General features: G+C 48.2%; 11 protein-coding genes. 9 read left to right on the top strand and 2 right to left on the bottom strand.

Annotated elements, in window-relative coordinates:
- Positions 1-2: 2 nt before the first annotated feature.
- Both BLS14_RS12000 and BLS14_RS11995 read left to right on the top strand, forming a co-directional pair.
- Complete coding sequence (locus BLS14_RS12000) at positions 3-1193, top strand: ABC transporter permease (RefSeq protein ID WP_090951820.1); 1191 nt, start codon at positions 3-5, stop codon at positions 1191-1193.
- Positions 1186-2364 carry an ABC transporter permease gene (locus tag BLS14_RS11995; protein ID WP_090951819.1) on the top strand — a complete coding sequence of 393 codons (1179 nt, stop codon included), beginning with the start codon at positions 1186-1188 and terminating at the stop codon, positions 2362-2364. Before BLS14_RS12000 ends, BLS14_RS11995 begins: the two co-directional genes overlap by 8 nt.
- A gap of 192 nt (positions 2365-2556) precedes the next feature.
- Here the strand turns inward: BLS14_RS11995 and BLS14_RS11990 are convergent, their stop codons facing one another.
- Positions 2557-3399 carry a flagellar motor protein MotB gene (locus tag BLS14_RS11990; RefSeq protein WP_090811903.1) on the bottom strand — a complete coding sequence of 281 codons (843 nt, stop codon included), beginning with the start codon at positions 3397-3399 and terminating at the stop codon, positions 2557-2559.
- Complete coding sequence (locus BLS14_RS11985) at positions 3383-4180, bottom strand: flagellar motor protein (protein WP_072733566.1); 798 nt, start codon at positions 4178-4180, stop codon at positions 3383-3385. The genes BLS14_RS11990 and BLS14_RS11985 overlap by 17 nt, the downstream gene beginning before the upstream one ends.
- A gap of 169 nt (positions 4181-4349) precedes the next feature.
- Here BLS14_RS11985 and uvrB point away from each other — a divergent pair, with 169 nt between their 5' ends.
- The 7 genes from uvrB (at position 4350) to BLS14_RS11950 (ending at position 20285) form a co-directional block, all read left to right on the top strand.
- Positions 4350-6341 carry an excinuclease ABC subunit UvrB gene (gene uvrB, locus BLS14_RS11980; RefSeq protein ID WP_063567499.1) on the top strand — a complete coding sequence of 664 codons (1992 nt, stop codon included), beginning with the start codon at positions 4350-4352 and terminating at the stop codon, positions 6339-6341.
- Between the two features lie 524 nt (positions 6342-6865).
- On the top strand, positions 6866-9724 hold the full coding sequence (gene uvrA, locus BLS14_RS11975) for an excinuclease ABC subunit UvrA (RefSeq protein ID WP_090951816.1): 2859 nt from the start codon (positions 6866-6868) through the stop codon (positions 9722-9724).
- A gap of 322 nt (positions 9725-10046) precedes the next feature.
- Complete coding sequence (locus BLS14_RS11970; protein WP_063567497.1) at positions 10047-10259, top strand: hypothetical protein; 213 nt, start codon at positions 10047-10049, stop codon at positions 10257-10259.
- 272 nt (positions 10260-10531) lie between these two features.
- Positions 10532-11698 carry a S1C family serine protease gene (locus BLS14_RS11965; RefSeq protein WP_256336402.1) on the top strand — a complete coding sequence of 389 codons (1167 nt, stop codon included), beginning with the start codon at positions 10532-10534 and terminating at the stop codon, positions 11696-11698.
- Positions 11685-13640, top strand: coding sequence for a stalk domain-containing protein (locus BLS14_RS11960; protein WP_256336401.1), 1956 nt, complete (start codon positions 11685-11687; stop codon positions 13638-13640). The genes BLS14_RS11965 and BLS14_RS11960 overlap by 14 nt, the downstream gene beginning before the upstream one ends.
- 343 nt (positions 13641-13983) lie before the next feature.
- Positions 13984-16497: a U32 family peptidase gene (locus BLS14_RS11955; RefSeq protein WP_072733564.1), complete on the top strand. Its 2514-nt coding sequence runs from the start codon at positions 13984-13986 to the stop codon at positions 16495-16497.
- A 167-nt stretch (positions 16498-16664) separates the two neighbouring features.
- Entirely contained in the window at positions 16665-20285 is a 3621-nt protein-coding gene (locus BLS14_RS11950; RefSeq protein ID WP_090951813.1) for a DEAD/DEAH box helicase, read from the top strand.
- The last annotated feature ends 41 nt before the right edge of the window (positions 20286-20326 follow it).

Below are 20326 nucleotides of genomic sequence, written 5' to 3'. Positions count from 1 at the left end.
AGATGAACATATGGCATATTTGCATTTTTGAATTGAGACGGATTCTGAGAATTCGTTCCGTTCTGCTGAATCTGTTTATTCTGCCGCTGCTGCTCATCTTTATATTGGGTACTGCACTCTCCAGTACAATGGGGACGGCAAAAGAAGCCATTCCTGACCCGGTGAGAGTAGGGATCATTCAAACAGAAGAGGATTCCGGTTCTGGAGCGATCAGCGAAGCTTTAAATACATTTGTGACATCTTTGGCAGTAAGCGAAATGATGAAGGTACAGAACATACCTACGGAAAAAGAGGCTGTAAGTGCACTGCGACGTGGTGATCTGGATTTTGCCGTAATTGTCCCATCAGATCTGGAGGAGCAGATCATGAAAGGGGAAGAGGCAAGGTTGCAATGGATATTGGGGAAAGATGGCACGCTCAATGTTGTAGGTGAGACTTTGTTTACGCGGTTCACGGATGAACTGAACAGACAGGTCGCTGCGGCGAAAGTGTTAGGTCCTGACGCAGTAGCTGCAATGTCTGAGCATTCACAGACCAATAGAACGAGCTCTTCATATATAGCCGTCAGCAGTCCCGGAGAAGTGGGTACCTCTTATAGTGCTTCACAATATTATGCAGCTTCCATGCTGGCCATGTTTATGCTTTACTCAGGTATGACAACCAGCAACAGTCTGTTTGGTGAAAGAGATAAAAAAACGCTAACTCGCTTACAAGCAGCTCCAATCGGCAATGGGGTCATTTTTGCAGGGAAAATTGCAGGCAATAGCCTAATTGCTTTCTTGCAGGCCATCATCATCGTACTGGCGACACATTGGTTATATGGTGTGAACTGGGGCACACATCCCTGGCTAATTGTTCTAATCTGTGTGCTGATTACGCTGGCTTCCATGACTCTCGGCGTGATTGTTACCCTGCTTTTCAAGAATTCCGCATCCGCAAGCGCCGCTCTTCAAGGCATCATTATTGCCATGACATTTATTAGCGGTGGATTTACACCCATTGCCGTTGGTTTTGTACAGCGAATAAGCGAATTTACGGTAAACCACTGGGCTTTGCAAAGTTTTCTGCGGATGATGCTGAACGCCCCCTTAAGTGAGATTATGTACAGCATCATGATGCTTGGTTCGGTATGTGCGGTAATGGTGGCGGCAGCGGGACTGATCTATAGAAAGGCGGGATATCGCTATGAATAGCCTGAATATTGCCTGGCTGATGATCCGGCGCACGATATTGCGAAAACGGGGTTTCATCACGTTCTTTCTTCTTCCTTGCCTTGTCGTCACAGGTACAATTGCGCTGTTTGGGAGCGAGGAGGGAACACGTGCCGTCATTCCTTATGTAAACGAGGATCAGGGTGCAGCAGGCAGATGGATATTGGATGAGCTGGGCCGCAAAGAGGAATATCTGCTCAAACCCATGAACAACGTTGCGGAAGTTAAGGAAGCCATTGCGCAGCAAAGGGGGAGTTCAGGACTCATTATCCCGGCGCATTACACGGACAATTTACTGCAAGACAAACAACCTGAAGTTCAGCTAGTGGAACTTCGTGTCAGTGAAAGCTCCTATACTTTGAGGGCTGCGGTTGAAGGTTTGGCAGCGGGATTGAGACAATCTGCTTCGGCAGTATTGGCAGCGACAGATGCGGCATCAGGTGAGACTTCTGATCCAACTCTGGCCCAAGCCAAATTTAAAGAATTGTTACTTGAACTAGGCAAACATCAAATTTTGGGTGAAGCAACTGAGCTGAAGATTTATCCAAAACCGGGTTTGAACAACGTAACCGGATTTACGATTATGTTCATGATGGGTCTGCTGACCAGTACAGTTGCTGTTATTATGGAAGACCGCAGGCAGCGGACGATGGCAAGAGTCTACACGGCGCCGGTCCGCGCTTATGAAATCGCACTGGGCAATTTTCTGGGGAGTTTTGCGATCGGTTTGATCCAAATTGTTTTGGTACTGGGGATTAGCAGATGGGTGCTTCATTATGATGCGGGGATTCCATTTGGCATCCATCTTCTTATTTTGGCCGCATTTATGCTGGTCTCCATGGGGATTGCGAGTACGGTTGCCGGCTTGATTCGTGAATCCAAAAATGCAACCATGCTGAATTCACTGATTATCACACCGACGTGTATGATTGGTGGCTGTTTCTGGCCGCTGTCGATCATGCCGGATTACATGCAAAAACTCGCTAATTTTGTTCCGCAGAAATGGGCGATTCAAGCAGTGGAAACGATCTCTGCTGGCGGTACGTTGTCGGACATTGCCCTACCACTGCTGATTCTGTTTGGCATGGCAGCCATTTTGCTGACGGTCGGTTCTGCGATTCTTCGTCCCAGCCAGCCAGGCGTAGATGCGTAAAGTGTGAATCGTTTGTATGATGAAGGTAATCACATCGTGTGCCATTGCTGTAAAACGAAGGGAAAAATTGATCCGCCTTTTTTGCAATAAAAGTATAGAAGTAAAAACAAAAAGCACGTTCTGCTGAATCGAATTCAGTAAGAACGTGCTTTTTATAATAGAGCAAGGATACTTCATACGAAATGTTTGAGATTAAGGCTGGAGTTGACGCAAGACGGTGATTTCCACACGTCTATTTTTTTGCCGCCCTGCTGCGGTGGTATTATCCCCAGTTGGGCGCGTATCCGCGTATCCGGCATATTGAAAGCCGTCAGGGTCGAGCTTTTCTTTATCGAGAAAAAATCGCAATACAGACAGTGCGCGTTCACCGGAAAGCTCCCAATTGTCTTTATAGGTAGCGTTTGCCCCGACAGGAACGTTATCCGTATGCCCTTCAATGCTAACAACGGTGCTCAGATCACGGAACAAGCTTGCCAATTTGCTTAGTGTGGGTGAAGCATCACTTTTGAGTGCGGCTTTTCCCTGATCAAACAGGAAGCGGTCGCTGAGTGTGATAGAGATGCCTTGCGGCTTGTCCGCAACAAAAATCTGATTTTCCAGTTTATTGTCCTCGATATACTGGGTAATCACATTGAACAAATTTTGCAGCTCCTGCTCCTGTGATCTGAATTGCTCTTCACGCTCCGTAAGTGGCTGATCGTCATCATCTGGCTTACTTGTCTCGGAGCCGGAAGAGGGTCCTTTGCCTTCTCCGGGGTCTTCGCCCTGAATCTGGGAAGGCGGATTCTTGGTAATAGCTTGTCCAGCTGTACCACCAATACCTTCACCTTGATCGAGCAGGGAGTTGGATTGGTTGAAAGTATTTTGCAACGATTGAGTAACCACATCGTATTTACCAGAATCCAGATGGCTCATGGCATACATGATCACAAAAAAGATCAGCAGCAGAGTAATGAGATCGGCATAGGTAATCATCCAGCGATCTCGATGATCTCCAGGTTCACGTTTTCCGCGCCGTTTACTGCGCCGACTCATCCAATCCCTCCTTCACTACAGGACGTGTAATCTGGCGGTGAGTAAGTGTGAAGGACTCCAGCCGTTTACGCACAAGCTGAGGGTTTTCCCCGTTCTGGATGGATAATACGCCTTCGAGCAGCATTTCCATCGTCTGAATTTCGTCTGCTCCACGGGATTTAATTTTGGAAGCAATGGGTAAAAAGATAAGATTGGCGCTGGCGACCCCGTAGAGGGTTGCGGTAAAGGCAACAGCAATCGCTGGGCCGAGTCCAGTAGGATCGGTCAGGCTGCCGAGTACCTGAATAAGTCCCATCACGGTACCAATGATACCCATCGTTGGAGCATAACCGCCTGCTGATTCAAAAATTTTGGCATAACCTTCATATTTTTGTTCGACGGAATCAATCTCCATCTCCATGATCTGGCGAACAACATCCTGATCTGTGCCATCGACAACCATCTGAATACCATCTTGCAAAAATGGATGCGGATGGTCCATTACTTTTCGTTCCAGTGCAAGCACGCCTGAGCGGCGAGCGATTGAAGACATATCTACAAGTTCTTCAACCCACTGGCTTGAGTCATTGTTGTTACGCCCAAAGGCCATGCGGAGGGCAGCAGGAATCGTACGCAGCCGATGTGCAGGGAAACTGGCAACAACTGCGGCAATCGTTCCACCAAATACAATTAGAGCAGCCGTCTTTTGCATCAGACCGGATAATTGGCCACCTTCCCATAAAAAACCACTAATGACTGCGGCAATCCCGGCAATAATGCCGATAAGTGTCGCAATATCCATAAATTAACCCACTCCTATCTTTAGTTCGCGATTGCATCACTTGCACAGACGAGGTATAATTATACGGGAACAAATATTCCTATTACTATAAGTTTTCCCATATGTAAATTCGGGGAACTTCGACAATATATAGTGACTATTATTTTAGACGATAGGGTGAGATACGGCAATGAGCGATATTATAATGAGCGACAAAACGTTCGAAATCGAATCAGAGTTTTCTCCCCAAGGTGATCAGCCTGCAGCCATTGAAGAATTGGTGAAGGGCGTTCAGGAGGGGAAGAGATATCAGACATTGCTGGGTGCAACCGGTACGGGTAAGACGTTCACCATTGCACAGACGATTGCCAAGCTGCAACGTCCCACACTGATTATTGCCCACAATAAAACGCTGGCAGCTCAGCTTGCAAGTGAGTTCAAAGACTTTTTTCCAAATAACATGGTTGAGTATTTTGTCAGTTACTACGATTACTTTCAGCCAGAGGCCTATATTCCTTCCTCGGATACGTACATCGAGAAGGATTCAAGTATCAATGAAGAGATCGATAAGTTGCGCCATGCGGCTACGAGTTCATTGTTTGAACGCAGAGATGTCATTATTGTAGCGAGTGTATCCTGCATCTATGGTTTGGGTTCGCCGCACTCCTATTCCAGCATGCTTCTGTCCCTGCGGGTAGGGATGGAGAAACCTCGCAATCAGATTTTGTCCCGTCTGGTGGAGATTCAGTATCAGCGAAATGACATTAACTTTGTGCGTGGTACGTTCCGCGTTCGCGGTGACGTTATCGAGATTTTCCCGGCATCGAAGGGTGAACATGCGATTCGGGTGGAATTGTTCGGTGATGAGATTGAGAAAATTACGGAGATTGATGTGTTAACCGGAGAACTGGTTGGGGAACGTGAGCACATTGCGATATTCCCGGCATCTCACTTCGTAACCCAGGAAGAGACGATGAAGGTTGCGCTAGTGAATATTGAGCGTGAACTGGAAGAGCGTCTTGAAGTATTGCGTGAACAGGGGAAATTGTTGGAGGCTCAGCGACTGGAGCAACGTACACGGTACGATATCGAGATGATGAAAGAAGTCGGTTTTTGTTCAGGGATTGAAAACTATTCCGGCCCACTGACATTCCGCGAACGAGGCGATACACCTTACACGCTGATGGACTATTTTCCGGATGATATGTTGATTGTGGTCGATGAGTCCCACGTGACTCTTCCACAGATCCGTGCGATGTATAACGGTGACCAAGCACGGAAGACTGTACTGGTTGATCACGGATTCCGTCTGCCATCTGCGCTGGATAACCGCCCTCTCAAATTCGATGAGTTTGAAGGGAAGATGGATCAGATTATCTATGTATCTGCGACACCAGGTCCTTACGAGATTGAGCATACGGATACGATGGTGCAACAGATCATTCGTCCAACCGGTCTGCTTGATCCAATTATTGAACTGCGTCCAACGAAGGGGCAGATCGATGACCTGATCGGTGAGATTAATGACCGGATTGCGAAAGACGAGCGGGTCCTGATCACAACATTAACGAAGAAGATGTCCGAGGATTTAACAGATTATCTGAAGGAGATCGGAATCAAGGTACGTTATTTGCACTCCGAGATCAAGACATTGGAGCGTATGGCGATTCTACGTGATCTAAGGCTGGGGGTTTTCCATGTCCTTATCGGAATCAACTTGCTCCGGGAAGGTCTGGATCTTCCTGAAGTTTCTCTGGTAGCCATTTTGGATGCCGATAAAGAAGGCTTCTTACGTTCGGAACGCTCACTGATTCAAACGATTGGCCGGGCGGCGCGGAACAGTGAAGGTCGAGTTATCCTGTACGGTGACAAAGTGACAGATTCGATGGAAAAAGCGATGAAGGAAACGGAACGCCGTCGTGCGATCCAAATTGCGTATAACGAAGAGCATGGTATTACACCACAGACGATTCGCAAAAAAGTGCGTGATGTGATTGAAGCAACCAAAGTTGCCGAATCCAAGAAAGACTATCTTACAGGCGCTGCCGAGAAGATGTCGAAGAAGGAACGTCAGTCGCTTATTCAGCGCCTAGAGGCAGAGATGAAAGACGCAGCCAAAAACTTGCAGTTTGAGCGTGCTGCTGAACTTCGTGATGCATTGCTGGAACTGCGCGCAGAATAGCTTATTAAGGCAGACAGCATAAGTTTAAGATAGAGGCACAGTAGAATGTGTCGCAGCATGGATAGATCTGCAACAAGAGAACGGCCGGGTGGCCGTTCTCTTGTTGAGTCAGGAAATCAGTGATATCTACCGATAATTAGACATGTTGAAAACGTAAAATCAGGTCTATACTGATAGAAAAGTTGAAATTGGTTAAAAGGTTTATAGGAAAACATTTGGAAGTCGTGTACCCAGGAGCCGAGCCGAAGGCAATGGCGACACTTGCGAACGAGGCAAAGCCGTGAGCGCCCTCTCGTTGTAGAGCGGCCGTCTAAGAGACCGGCATTTGGCCGGGATCTTGGACGAAGCTGCGGGCACACGACAACCTTCACATAGCAAGACCCGACCATTCACCATTGCACCGCCTGTTTCGGGTGTCCAGAGGGCTGCGCCCTCTGGGGCCCTCCCTTGGAAGGGAGGGTTTGGGAGGGATCGAAAAGCCTTTAAAAAAGGTTGGAATTTCAACATTGAAAGGATGAATACCATTGGCGAGCGAGAACATTGTCATCAAAGGCGCGCGAGCGCATAACCTCAAAAACATTGATATCACCATCCCGCGTGACCGTTTTGTTGTATTGACCGGTCTGAGTGGCTCAGGCAAGTCCTCGCTGGCTTTTGATACGATATATGCCGAAGGACAGCGACGATACGTTGAATCATTATCGGCTTATGCACGGCAGTTTCTGGGGCAGATGGAGAAACCGGACGTTGATTCCATTGAAGGATTGTCACCGGCTATCTCCATAGATCAGAAAACGACAAGCCGTAACCCGCGTTCCACCGTCGGAACCGTTACGGAAATTTATGACTACCTGCGTCTGTTATTTGCACGTGTGGGACATCCTCATTGTCCGGATCATGGCGTGGAGATTAGCTCCCAGACCGTAGAACAAATGGTTGACCGCATAATGCAATATCCTGAGCGGACCCGGTTGCAGATTCTGGCACCGATTGTCTCTGGACGCAAGGGTGAACACAAAAGCATATTTGCCGATGTGTCCAAGCAGGGCTTCGTTCGTGTACGGGTGAACGGTGAATTGCGTGATTTGTCGGAAGATATTCAATTGGAGAAGAACAAAAAGCATACGATTGAAGTCGTCGTTGACCGGATCGTGATTAAGGAAGAAGTGCAATCACGTTTGGCCGATTCTATTGAGACTGCACTTAATCTGTCCGGTGGACAGCTGCTGGTAGATATTATGGGTGAGGAAGAGCTGCGCTTCAGTTCCAACTTTGCCTGCCCGGTGTGCGGATTCAGTATTGAAGAGCTGGCGCCGCGCATGTTTTCGTTCAACAGCCCATTCGGTGCCTGCCCGGATTGTGATGGATTAGGTGTCAAAATGATTGTTGACCCGGACCTGTTGGTGCCGGATCGAAGCAAAACAATTGAAGAGGGTGCGTTTGATGCCTGGACAGGTGGTACATCCACCTATTATCCGCAGTTCCTCAAATCGGTATGCGAACACTTTAACATTCCGCAAAACGTACCTGTAGAAGATCTGCCTGCTGAACAAATGAACAAGCTGTTGCAGGGTACAGGTACGGAGAAAATTCGTTTCCGGTACGAGAATGATTTTGGACAACGGAAAGAAGCATTGGTTACCTTTGAAGGTATTGTGAATAATCTGGAGCGTCGTTACCGTGAGACAGCATTCGAAGGTATCCGTGAATTCATTGAAGGTTATATGAGTGCCAAGCCTTGTGGAACATGTAAAGGACAGCGACTGAAACGTGAAAGCCTTGCTGTTACGATTAACGATCACAACATGGCGTATGTGACAAGTTTGTCCATTGGAGAAGCTGGCCGTTTCTTCGATTCGCTACAATTGAGTGAGAAAGAAGAAATAATCGCCAAACTTATTTTAAAAGAAATCAACAGCCGTCTCGGCTTCCTAGTAAACGTAGGACTGGATTACCTGACCCTGAGCCGTGCTGCAGGAACGTTGTCCGGTGGTGAAGCCCAGCGGATCAGACTGGCGACACAGATTGGTTCCAGCCTGATGGGTGTGCTGTATATTTTGGATGAGCCGAGTATTGGTCTGCATCAACGGGATAACGATCGTCTGATCTCCACACTCGCTCACATGCGGGATATCGGTAACACACTGATCGTGGTTGAACATGATGAGGATACGATGATGGCCGCCGATTATATTATCGATATTGGTCCGGGGGCAGGTATCCACGGTGGTACCATCATGTCGCAGGGTACACCGGAAGAAATCATGAATGATGAGAACTCGCTAACGGGTCAATATTTGAGTGGGCGCAAGTTTATTCCGGTACGTACCGAACGCCGTAGTGTCGGGGACCGCTGGCTGGAAGTGCGTGGAGCGAAGGAAAATAACCTGAAAAACCTGAATGTAAAAATTCCAGTGGGTGTATTTACCGCAGTAACGGGTGTATCCGGCTCGGGTAAATCGACGCTAATTAATGAGATTTTGTATAAAACGCTTGCTCGTGATTTGAACCGTGCACGGGTACGTCCAGGTCAGCACAAAGAGATTCGCGGTCTGGAACATATTGATAAAGTTATTGATATTGACCAGTCACCAATCGGACGAACACCACGCTCCAACCCTGCTACGTATACAGGCGTCTTTGATGACATCCGTGATCTGTTTGCACAGACCAATGAAGCCAAAGTGCGCGGATACAAAAAAGGTCGGTTCAGTTTCAATATTAAAGGTGGACGTTGTGAAGCATGTCGCGGGGACGGCATTATCAAAATTGAGATGCACTTCCTGCCGGATGTCTACGTGCCTTGTGAGGTCTGCAAAGGCAAACGGTATAATCGCGAAACACTTGAAGTCAAATACAAAAATAGAAATATTGCAGATGTGCTGGAAATGACGGTAGAGGATGCAACGCAGTTCTTCGAGAACATTCCGAAAATTCATCGCAAAATGCAAACCTTGCTCGACGTGGGGTTGGGCTACATTAACTTGGGCCAGCCTGCAACAACGTTGTCCGGTGGTGAAGCACAACGCGTGAAGCTCGCTTCCGAGCTGTATCGTCGTAGTACGGGTAAAACGATCTATATTCTGGATGAGCCAACGACCGGTCTTCATGTCGATGATATTGATCGTCTGCTGAACGTCCTGCACCGTCTGGTGGATTCCGGTGAATCGGTACTCGTTATCGAGCATAACCTGGATGTTATCAAAACAGCCGATTATATCGTTGATCTGGGTCCGGAAGGTGGAAGCGGTGGCGGAACCATTGTTGCGACAGGTACGCCTGAGGATATTATTAAAGTGGAAGCTTCCTATACCGGTAAGTACTTGAAACCAGTATTGGAGCGGGATACGGAACGAAGCAAGACGTTACAATTGACGGAGTAAATGCTCCAGTTTACAGGTTGTTTGTGAATATCTAACCCTTCTTTTCATGAAGTAGATGGCATCGGTGTATGATCTGATGTCCTCTTCTTTCGAGGAGAAGGGTTTTCTGATATTTTACCGTTGTGCCAATCTTAATATGACATCGGTGAAAGTGTTTACATATGTGGTAGATCAAGCATTCCATCAATCTACTGCCAAACTGGATTTTTTTCATTTTTCTGGATGATAGGGCTTGCATTACAAGCAGGGTACAGATAACATAGAGGAAGATATTAGGGTATGCGTTTAGCTGTTCAACTATGGTGAGGAGGTCTGTCTATCCATGCTGTTTGCAGAAGCTGCCGCGGCGAGTACTTCGAATTTTAATGCGTTTGATATTTTTGTCATCTTATTTACGATCCTGATTTTCATTGGAGTTGTCCGACTGGTTCGCGCACCGAAGAAGAATTTGTTTGCTATCGGATTTGCAGTGGTTAGTCTGCTGGTATTCCTTTTGACGGACTATGCCATGATTACCGGTTGGTTTGGTTCGTAGAGACACCGCTGAACTTATTTGAAAACAGCAAGTAGAAGAACAGACAAACACTTTCCAGAGAATTAAGGAGGGTGTTTTTTTGTGTTTTGCAGAGTGGTTCGGATAATACGGTCTTCTCTATCGAAATTAGGTCTTAAAGAGATTGTACAGGAATAATTTGTATGTTAAATTTGAGGATACCGGTATTGCAGATAATAGAGAAAGAGATTCAGTAATGGATCATATGGTTCGGTTGAATAACGGAGGATATATAGAGAGGGTTAGGTGAGAGAATGAGAGTGTTGGGGAAAAAGGGCGTAGCCATACTGATGGCTGCTGTACTCTCGATCAGTGTTGCAGCAACGGCTGGGGCAGCGGAGTCTTCATCAAGTATGCAAGCCAAAATGGTAGATGGACAAGTATATGTTAGTTCAAAGGATTTGGTCAAAGCGCTCGGAGGAAGTGGGCAATATGACGCCAAGTCTGGAACGTTTCAGTATAAGGGCAGTGAAGCAGTCCCGAAAGTAATTGAAAAAGTATCTCCTTCTGTTGTAGGCATTATCGGCAAATCTACTGAATTACAGGATGGCGTCACATCGGATCGCTATAACCTAGCTCATGGCACTGGCGTGATCATCCGCTCCAACGGCTGGATTGTGACGAATGCCCATGTGGTTGATGGATTAATCAATCCGTTGGTCGTGACGACTGATGGCAATACATATAAAATCACCAAAACATACAGTGACCCGTTAAGCGATATCGCTCTAATCAAAATTAATGCCAAATCTCTTAAACCGGCGACCTTCGCCAAAGCTTCCCAAACAACTGTTGGAGAAACCGTCATTGCCATCGGTACACCGATCTCCTTCTCTTTGCGTAACTCGGCGACAGTGGGCGTAATCAGTGGTCTTAATCGGGGAGTGGAGGCTACCTATCGGTTGATTCAAACAGATACAGCCATTAACCCTGGCAACAGCGGCGGACCGCTGGTCAACCTCAAAGGTGAAGTTGTTGGTATTAACTCTATGAAATTTTCAGCAGTGGGTATCGAGAGCATGGGATTTTCAATTCCAGTAGATACCGTTCAATATATTATCAATCAGTTCTTTGAATACGGAAAAATCAAGCGTGCAAGCCTCGGCTTGCAACTGGAAGAGAGCTGGTCAGCGATTGTGGGCCTGCCTACTGATGATCCTTTGACGATTACGGGTGTGCTGTCAGCTCAAGCGAAGAAAGCCAAAATTAAAGAGGGAGATGTGTTATACAGTGTAGCAGGCACACGTGTGTCCTCTGTGGTGGATATCAATGAGCTGCTCAAAACGTATGTGCCAGGACAGAAGGTCAAACTGTTAATGCAAACGGACGGCGATATTGTCACTCGTACGGTGGTCCTTGCTGATCGAGCGGATATCCAAGACGATGAAGATGAGCAGTTCACTGTAGATGAAGATCAATAAAGCCCGGCGAGCAATCCGGATCCAGAGAGGACGAATGAACGGAATGAAAATATCATTTTTACGTGTGCTAAGCACAGGTATGTTAGCCGGGATGCTGAGCATTGGAGCGGCATTGCCTGCGTGGGCATCCGATCTTATAACAAGTGAGCTGCGGATCACAGCGGGTAGTACGAGCGCCTATATCAACGGCAGCAAGCAGGCAATCGCCAAACCATATCAGTTCAAAGGCGTTACGATGGTTCCTGTTGGTGTATTCAAGAAGGCTTTTGGCAGCGAGATCCGACTGGAGAAGAATGATGTGGTCAAAGTTAAGGAAGGTCCGCATACTGTCACCTTAACCATTGGCAGTTCGATTGCCTGGGTGGATGGATTCAAAAAAGAGATGGGCGCAGCCCCAAAAATGGTAAATGGCGTGCTCATGGTGCCACTCCGCCCGGTAGCTGCGGGGATTGGTGCTACTCTTGCTCCAAGCAGTTCAGGAGAAATGGTCATTCGATTATTGCAAACGGACGAATCGGAGGATGAGGACGAGGGCGGCATTAATCTGGACGAAGGCAAAACGAGAATTGGTAACAGTTATTACGGCTGGTCCATTAATTACCCATCCGACCTCATGATTCTGCAAACGGGTGAGCAGGAGCGCATGATGACATTTGGCGCGGAGGACAGCAGTTATTATCTTGAAGTGTACGTGAGTGACCAGGATGTGAGTCTGGATTCGGATGATTTGTTACAGCAGCTTGTTCAGGAAGCAAAAGAGAGCGGAGATACGGTGCTCGACCGGGAATCGATTGCCAAAGGGAAAACACCTTATGCCCGGATTGTGGTTAAGGATGCGGACGGGGTGTTATGGGAAATGCGCCAATATATCCATGATGGTCGCCAATATGACGTATACCTCGCGGATTATGGAGCACTGAATTACAAGGATCTGGGCAAACGTGCAGCGCTACTCAATTCATTCCAGCCTACTTATGCTCAGTCCGATCGTACAATTAAGGATCTTTCAACCGTGGATGAGGGTATGCGCTCTACCTGGAATGATGATTATGGCATTGAACTGAAGATTCCAGCAGGCTGGTCCATGGACAACACCCAGATGATATACGAAGCCAAGGATGGTGCATATCTGCAACTACGTGTTACATCTGCACCGAAAGGTGCGACGGTCAAAGAGTGGAGTGGCCAACTGGACAAGTGGATGCGTGAGACATTCACGCCGGAAAGTTATGAGCCGATAGGTTCGTATACGATGGATGTATCAGGCGAGACTGCCGAAGTGAATGAGTTCCGTTATAACTTTGGCGATGGATGGCAGACGGAGTTCGATGTTCTTTTGCAAAAAAATGGCTATCGCTATTATGCAGAGTATACGTTCCCTGAGGAGCAGACGATGGATCGGGAATGGTTTAAGAGTATCATGAAGAGTGTTGAGATTGATTTTGATACCGTATCTGATAATTTCGGACAGCTGGATGAAGACCCATATTTGACGGATAAAACAAAATCTGTGACACGAACGTCCAAACGTTATCATTACAGTGTAGATATTCCACGTTACTGGACGCCGTACAATGATCGGTTTGAGTATTCTCCTGTCGTGTATACCTTCACAGGTGGTCAATTCTCCATTGCCGCGAGTGAGGACAAATCCATTGAAATGACTGTCAGTCAACTTAGAGAGGCGTATGCGGAAGCAACCAAAACGCGTAAAAACTTCAAGTTGCTTAGCAGTGAGGAGTTGACGTTTGCGGGTGTGCCTGCGTTTTCCTTTATCTATCATGAAGTGGACAATGGTGTGCCGTATACCGGACGTCAGATCGTGTTTGAACAGAACGGAACGACGTATACCATTACGAGCGGGCTGAATGACGCCAACAAGACGGAAGTGCAGGCAGCAGCGCTGGAAAAAGCCGTGAACTCATTTACTTTTATCAAATAATACGAAATACTGAAATAAATAGATGTATGTTGCCGGAGGGTCGAGAGATCTTCCGGTTTTTCGTATATGCATGTTGAGTGAGATGGAAATGAAAATGATAAACGGTTTTTTCAGGAAAGCGTAGAAGAGTCGTTGCAGAAGTGGTACACTATACTAGTTCAGGAGTTATGACTGCTGTTCTGAAAAATAAGAATGACTGTAGGCTTGGGAATCAGGCAATACAGACATAATGTATAGATATAGCGATACAGTGACAATGCAGGCGTATGGAATCAAGGAACAGGATTAGCGTACAGGGTATTAGGGATGAAATCCGGCTATGCCGGTTATGGGGAGGATACACATGAAAACAGCAACAATACGAAGAGAAGACGTTGAGCTTCTGGCACCCGCAGGTGACTGGGACTGTATGCGTTCGGCGGTAGCCAACGGCGCGGATGCGATTTTCTTCGGAGTCGAAAAATTTAATGCACGGGCACGGGCGAACAATTTCCGTATGGACGAGCTGCCTGAGATTATGGCGTTTTTGCACAGTTATGGCGTAAAAGGTTTTTTGACCTTTAATATATTGATTTTTGAAAATGAATTGACGGATGCCAAAGAACTGATCGACGCTTGTGTCGATGCAGGTGTGGACGCCGTGATTGTACAGGATTTGGGTCTGGTCAAAATGATTCGCGAGATCTCGCCGGACTTCCCGATCCACGGTTCAACCCAAATGACGATTACGTCACCGGAAGCGGTGGAGTTTACGAAGCCGTTTGATATGGAACGTGTCGTGCTTGGACGGGAGAACAACCTGAAGCAGATTCAGAAGATCGGAGAACAGGCGAAGTTACCGATGGAAGTATTTGTTCACGGTGCGTTGTGTGTGTCTTATTCCGGGCAATGTCTGACTTCTGAAATGTGGGGCGGACGCTCCGCCAACCGTGGGGAATGTGCACAGGCTTGTCGTCTGCCGTACGACCTGATGGTAGATGGCGAGCATAAACCAATGGGCGATGTGGCGTATCTGCTGTCTCCGAAGGATCTGGCTGCGATTGACTTGATGCCGGAACTGATCGAAGCAGGCGTAACTTCCTTCAAAATCGAAGGACGTCTCAAAACGCCAGAATACGTGGCCAACGTGGTTAGTAAATACCGCAAAGCGATTGACCGTTACTTTGATGGAGATAATACTCCTCCAAGTAAGGAAGAAGTTCGTGAATTGCAGCAGAGCTTCTCTCGTGGATTCACACACGGTTTCCTGGACGGAACGAATAATAAACAGCTGGTTGACGGTACGTTCCCGAAAAGCCGTGGCGTCTATCTGGGTCGTGTAGACCAAGTATTGCGTGATGGTGTCGTCCTGAAGCTTGATGCACCAGTGAAACGTGGAGACGGAATTGTATTTGATGCCGGAGATCCGACGAAGAAGGAAGAGGGCGGACGTGTCTACGATGTACGTCGCAAAGGCGTGAAGCTTGAAGGCGAAGCAGAGGAAGGCTGGATCGTGGACGTTGTACCAGGCCGTAGTGACGTGGACCTGCGCCGCGTGAAAGTTGGCGACAAAGTATGGAAAACGAATGATCCGGCGCTGGACAAACGTCTGCGTCAGAGCTTTGAAATCGAGAAGCCTTATCGTATCTTCCCGGTAAACGTAAAAGTTATCGGCAGCCCAGGGCAGCCGCTTAGCACATGGTGGACGGACGTGCAGAAGGGCACGACGGTCCGTGTTAATTCCGAGATGGAACTGGATATTGCCCAGAAGCGTCCAATGACACACGAACTGCTCGAAGAGCAATTCGGACGTCTGGGCGGCACTGTTTTCCAGCTGGAAGAATTGGACGTCAACTTGCACGGTGACGTCATCATCCCGATGCGCGAGTTGAATAACATTCGCCGTCAGGCGGTGGAACAACTCGCGGGCGAGCGCCCTAAACCGCCCGTCTACGTGAAACGGGCGGTGGAAGTCTACGGCGATGCAGTTAAACCGGCAGCGCCAGTTGCTCGCGGTCATGCGGAGCTGACCGCGCTCTGCCGCAGCCTGCCCCAAGTGGAGGCAGCGCTGGAAGCAGGTGTCGGCATGATCTACGCCGACTTCGAGTTTATCAAGCAGTTCCCGGCAGCGGTGGAAGCTGTTCGTGCCGCAGGCCGCAAGATTGCGTTGGCAACACCACGCATTCATATGCCTGGCGAGAACGGGTATCACAACAACATCCTGCGTTTGCAGCCGGATGCTGTGCTCGTACGTAATACGGGTGCATTGTACTTCTACTTGCGCCACCGGATGGAGAACCCGGATGCGAAGCATCCTGAATTGATCGGTGACTTCTCACTCAACATTGCCAATCACAAAGCAGTGGAACTGTTCCTGGAAGCGGGTTGTGACTGGATTACGCCTTCTTATGACCTGAACATTCAGCAAATGGTTGATTTGCTGGGACACTCCCGTACAAGTCAGACGGAAGTCGTTATTCATCAGCATTTGCCGATGTTCCATACCGAGCACTGTGTGTACTGTACGTTTATGAGTGAAGGAACCGACTTTACGAACTGTGGACGTCCATGTGAAGATCACCGGGCTTCCTTGCAAGACCGGATCGGCATGTCTCACCCGGTACGTGTGGACGAAGGTTGCCGTAATACCGTGTATAATGCGGTGGAACAATCCGGTGCAGAATACCTGACCAACTTCATGGATCTGGGTGTATCCCGCTACCGTGTGGAATTCCTGGAGGAAACTCCAGAGCAGGTGCGTGAGGTTATTGATCTGTATAACCGTGCTCTGCGTGGCGAGATCAGTGGTACACAAGTTTGGAAAACGCTGAAAGCAACAAACCAGCTTGGCGTAACGCGTGGTCAACTGGTGAAATAATAGATCGAAACCGGAACAAACAGCAACAGGCATGAAGTATGAAGCAACCCCAATCTCTGCTTTACGGAGCTCTTGGGGTTTTTTCTATAAAAGAGACTTGAACTACACCTATACTAAATTCGTATGTGTTATCTTGTTTGTCAGAGAAATATAGGAGGCGAAGAACCGTGGCGCCATTCACGATGATGGATATCAAATTGCTGTGCGGGGTCACGGCTTTCAAACGGGGAGAAGCGTATAACCAATCTGGGAGGGTGACCAATCTGGTTGCCAGTCAGGATGAACGTCATTACGAAGCTGTGGTTCGAGGTACAGAACGATACAAAGTAACGGTTGATCTGGATGATGCAGGTGAGGTTGTTGCCGGATGCAGCTGTCCGGGCGATGGGAGATATTATGACTATTGCAAACACGTGGCTGCCGTTTTGCTGGCGATTCATGAATGGGGAGAACAGCGTGACACGGGCTCTCAAACATCCTCGAAGCTGGTGTCTAAACCTGATCGTGGCTCCAGTTCCAGAGTAGGAACGCTGGTGGAGGAGAATGAGTGGGAGCGTCCAAACTCCATTTCAAATACCGACTCAGTAATGAATGTGGGATCTCATTCAACTTCATCTGCTCAGGCCATTGCAGCCGAGCCAGTGTCTTCCGAATCCAAGCTTGATGACCATTCGGATATGGATCGTCCGTCCGTACATTTCGCCCAAGCGGGTCGACCAAGCTCAGCTCCTGGATGGGGTAGATCAGCAGATAAACCTTCCTACCGCACAGCAGATCAGATTCTTTCCATGTTTGCCAAAGAACGCAGCCCCCTGCAATCAAATGATCGTAAATACACTACGCCTGTAACCCGGTCTTCATTGCGGGAGGAGCTGCAGCTCCAATTTATATGCAAGCTTGTGCAGGTTCACAAAGGCGGAGCCAAACTCGCGCTTGAACTGAAAGTAGGAAATAAACGCCTGTATGTCGTTCAGAAAGTGAAGCAATTCCTGAATTGCATTGAGAATGGTGAGCCGATGTCGTTTACCAAGCTATTTTTCTACGACCCTTCAATGCATTATTTTCGGCCACAGGATCAGGCGATCTTGTCTATGCTTATTCGGATGAGGCAGAGTGAGGAAGCTTACCGCGAATCCATCTCCGGTTACTTGGGTGCTTCAGACGGAAGAGATATATTGATTGCTCCTCTGGTCTGGAAGCCTCTATTGGATTTGCTGCTGCAGGCAGATAGCCGGATGGAGGGAACAGGGTTAGCCAATGGTCCACTCACTTTGGGTGAAGGGGCACTGCCATTATTTTATCGTATTGCGCAGGGGACTAATGAAGGATATCAGCTTGAGATTTCCGGATTGCGTGAGTTAATTCTTCTTCCAGCCTATGATGCTGCCGTGGTGGAAGGGCAATTGCATATGTTGGAGCCGATGCAGATGCGAAGTCTGGAGGATTTGAGCAGAGCGCTCACTTCTTATGGAATCAAGGAAAGTATCGATATTTCTGCTCAGCAGGTGGATGAATTCGTGCAGCATGTAGTGCCGGAATTGCGTACACTTGGACATCTGTCGATCGACTCCCAGGTGAGAGAACGAATCGCAGAGCCGGAGCTTGCGCCAAAGTTGTATATTGATTTCTACCGGGAACGGATTACTGCGCGTCTGGAGTTTGATTACGGTGTAATGGTGATTAATCCGCTGGCCGAATATTTGATCGATGAGGAAGAGAAAAAGGTGATTTTGGTACGTGACCGTCATGCGGAGCGTAACCTGATCGACCGACTAGATCGCTCTTTCCTGGAACGGGATGGCAGTGTATGGGCAAGTGAACGAGAAGATGCGGTATACGATGTGATGTATCATTTGCTGCCGGAGCTTGAGAAGCAGGTAGATGTCTATATCCCGAATGCGGTGAAGGCCATGGTGCAATCCTATCCGACACCGCCGAAAGTTCGGGCAGATCTGGGCAAAGGCTTGGATTGGCTGGAGATCTCATTCGAGATGGAAGGTGTAGATGAGCTGGAGCTTCAGGAAATTATGCGCAGCATTGTGGAAAAGAAACCGTATTTCCGCTTGCGCAGCGGTGTGTTTGTCTCTCTCGAAAATGACGGAGCGGACAGCTTTGCACACATGGCGGATTCCCTTGGACTGGCGTCGGGCGATATCAATGGCAGTCATATACGGATGCCGGCAGTTCGGGCGTTACAGCTTCCGGGCCGGGACGAGGTTTCCGGACATGTGAAGTGGGGCGGTTCTCTGAAACGTTTCCTGGATGACCTTCGTGATCCTGAGCGGATGGATTTTGCATTACCGGATGCGCTTGCTCCCGTGTTGCGTGATTATCAGGCCAGTGGATATCAGTGGCTGCGTACACTCGCATTTTACCGATTTGGCGGTATCCTGGCGGATGATATGGGACTTGGTAAAACGCTGCAAAGTATCGCCTATATCGCGGCAGAACTGAAAGAAAAGCCGAAACAGCACATAAGCAATCCAGGTGATGTTGATTACACTGTCGATGAGGGAACTTTCGGGAATAACATCCCAGATGAAGTACAGGCCGGACTGTTGGACCAACAATCTACTCATCCCCCGGTACTCGTCGTTGCACCAGCTTCGTTAACGTACAACTGGGCCAATGAATTTGCCCGATTTGCGCCGCATTTGCGAGTTCTGATTGCAGCTGGGCAGAAAGACGAACGAGCTAGTATGCTCGAAGGTATGGATGACGCAGATGTTATTGTGACGTCCTACCCGCTATTGCGCCGCGATCTGGACACATATCTCGGGAGAACGTTTCATACGCTTATTTTGGATGAAGCCCAGTCTATCAAGAACTCTTCTTCCCAGACAGCCCAAGCGGTTAAACAGATTGAGGCACCACGTCGCTTCGCTCTTACAGGAACACCCGTGGAGAACTCATTGGATGAGCTATGGTCGATCTTTGAAGCGGTTTTCCCGGGCCTATTTCCAAGCTATCGCAGATTCCGGGACCTGCCTCCTGAACGAATCGCGCGAATGGTCCGTCCGTTTATTCTTCGCCGTCTGAAGAAAGATGTGCTGGAGGAATTGCCGGATCGAATTGAAACCGTTCAGCGCTCCGAGCTGAAGGACGAACAGAAGAAACTGTATGCCGCGTACCTGTCTCAGCTTCAGGATGAGACATCCAAGGATATGGAAGAGAACGGCTTTCAGAAGAACCGGATTAAAATACTGGCTGGTATTACACGCCTGCGCCAGTTGTGCTGTCATCCCGCTCTCTTTGTGGAGGGTTATAAAGGGGATTCCGGGAAAATGGAGCAGCTGCTGGAGACGGTCCAGGATTGTCTCGCTGCTGGGAAACGCATTCTCATCTTCTCCCAGTTCGCTAGCATGCTGAATCTGATTCGACAGACGCTCGCTGCACAGGGGAGAGATTTGTTCTACCTGGATGGTCAGACACCTGCACAGAGTCGGGTAGAGATGTGTCGCAGATTCAACGAGGGTGAAGCTGAGCTGTTCCTGATCTCCTTGAAGGCTGGTGGAACCGGATTGAACTTAACAGGTGCAGATACTGTTATTTTATATGACCTTTGGTGGAATCCCGCCGTGGAAGAACAGGCCATCGGACGTGCCCATCGTATGGGGCAGAAACAAGTCGTACAGGTTATCCGCCTCGTTACGGAAGGTACGATTGAGGAGAAGATTTTGGAGCTGCAGCAGCGCAAAAAAGATTTGATTGCCGAAGTCATTGAACCCGGAGATCGAGGATCGACCACCTTATCCGAGCAGGATATCCGGGAGCTGTTGATGGTATAATGAAGTCTGCCAAATTAGTATTCGATTTATCTAATATATAA

It is taken from the genome of Paenibacillus sp. OK060, from assembly GCF_900101205.1.
Taxonomy (GTDB): Bacteria; Bacillota; Bacilli; order Paenibacillales; family Paenibacillaceae; genus Paenibacillus; species Paenibacillus marchantiae.
This window is presented reverse-complemented; position numbering and strand designations above follow the sequence as displayed.

What these genes read in the sequence shown, in the direction of transcription:
- BLS14_RS12000 (WP_090951820.1), top strand. Translation starts at nt 3, where the DNA reads ATGAACATATGGCATATTTGCATTTTTGAATTGAGACGGATTCTGAGA.
- BLS14_RS11995 (WP_090951819.1), top strand. Translation starts at nt 1,186, where the DNA reads ATGAATAGCCTGAATATTGCCTGGCTGATGATCCGGCGCACGATATTG.
- BLS14_RS11990 (WP_090811903.1), bottom strand. Translation starts at nt 3,399, where the DNA reads ATGAGTCGGCGCAGTAAACGGCGCGGAAAACGTGAACCTGGAGATCAT.
- BLS14_RS11985 (WP_072733566.1), bottom strand. Translation starts at nt 4,180, where the DNA reads ATGGATATTGCGACACTTATCGGCATTATTGCCGGGATTGCCGCAGTC.
- uvrB (WP_063567499.1), top strand. Translation starts at nt 4,350, where the DNA reads ATGAGCGATATTATAATGAGCGACAAAACGTTCGAAATCGAATCAGAG.
- BLS14_RS11970 (WP_063567497.1), top strand. Translation starts at nt 10,047, where the DNA reads ATGCTGTTTGCAGAAGCTGCCGCGGCGAGTACTTCGAATTTTAATGCG.
- BLS14_RS11965 (WP_256336402.1), top strand. Translation starts at nt 10,532, where the DNA reads ATGAGAGTGTTGGGGAAAAAGGGCGTAGCCATACTGATGGCTGCTGTA.
- BLS14_RS11960 (WP_256336401.1), top strand. Translation starts at nt 11,685, where the DNA reads ATGAAGATCAATAAAGCCCGGCGAGCAATCCGGATCCAGAGAGGACGA.
- BLS14_RS11955 (WP_072733564.1), top strand. Translation starts at nt 13,984, where the DNA reads ATGAAAACAGCAACAATACGAAGAGAAGACGTTGAGCTTCTGGCACCC.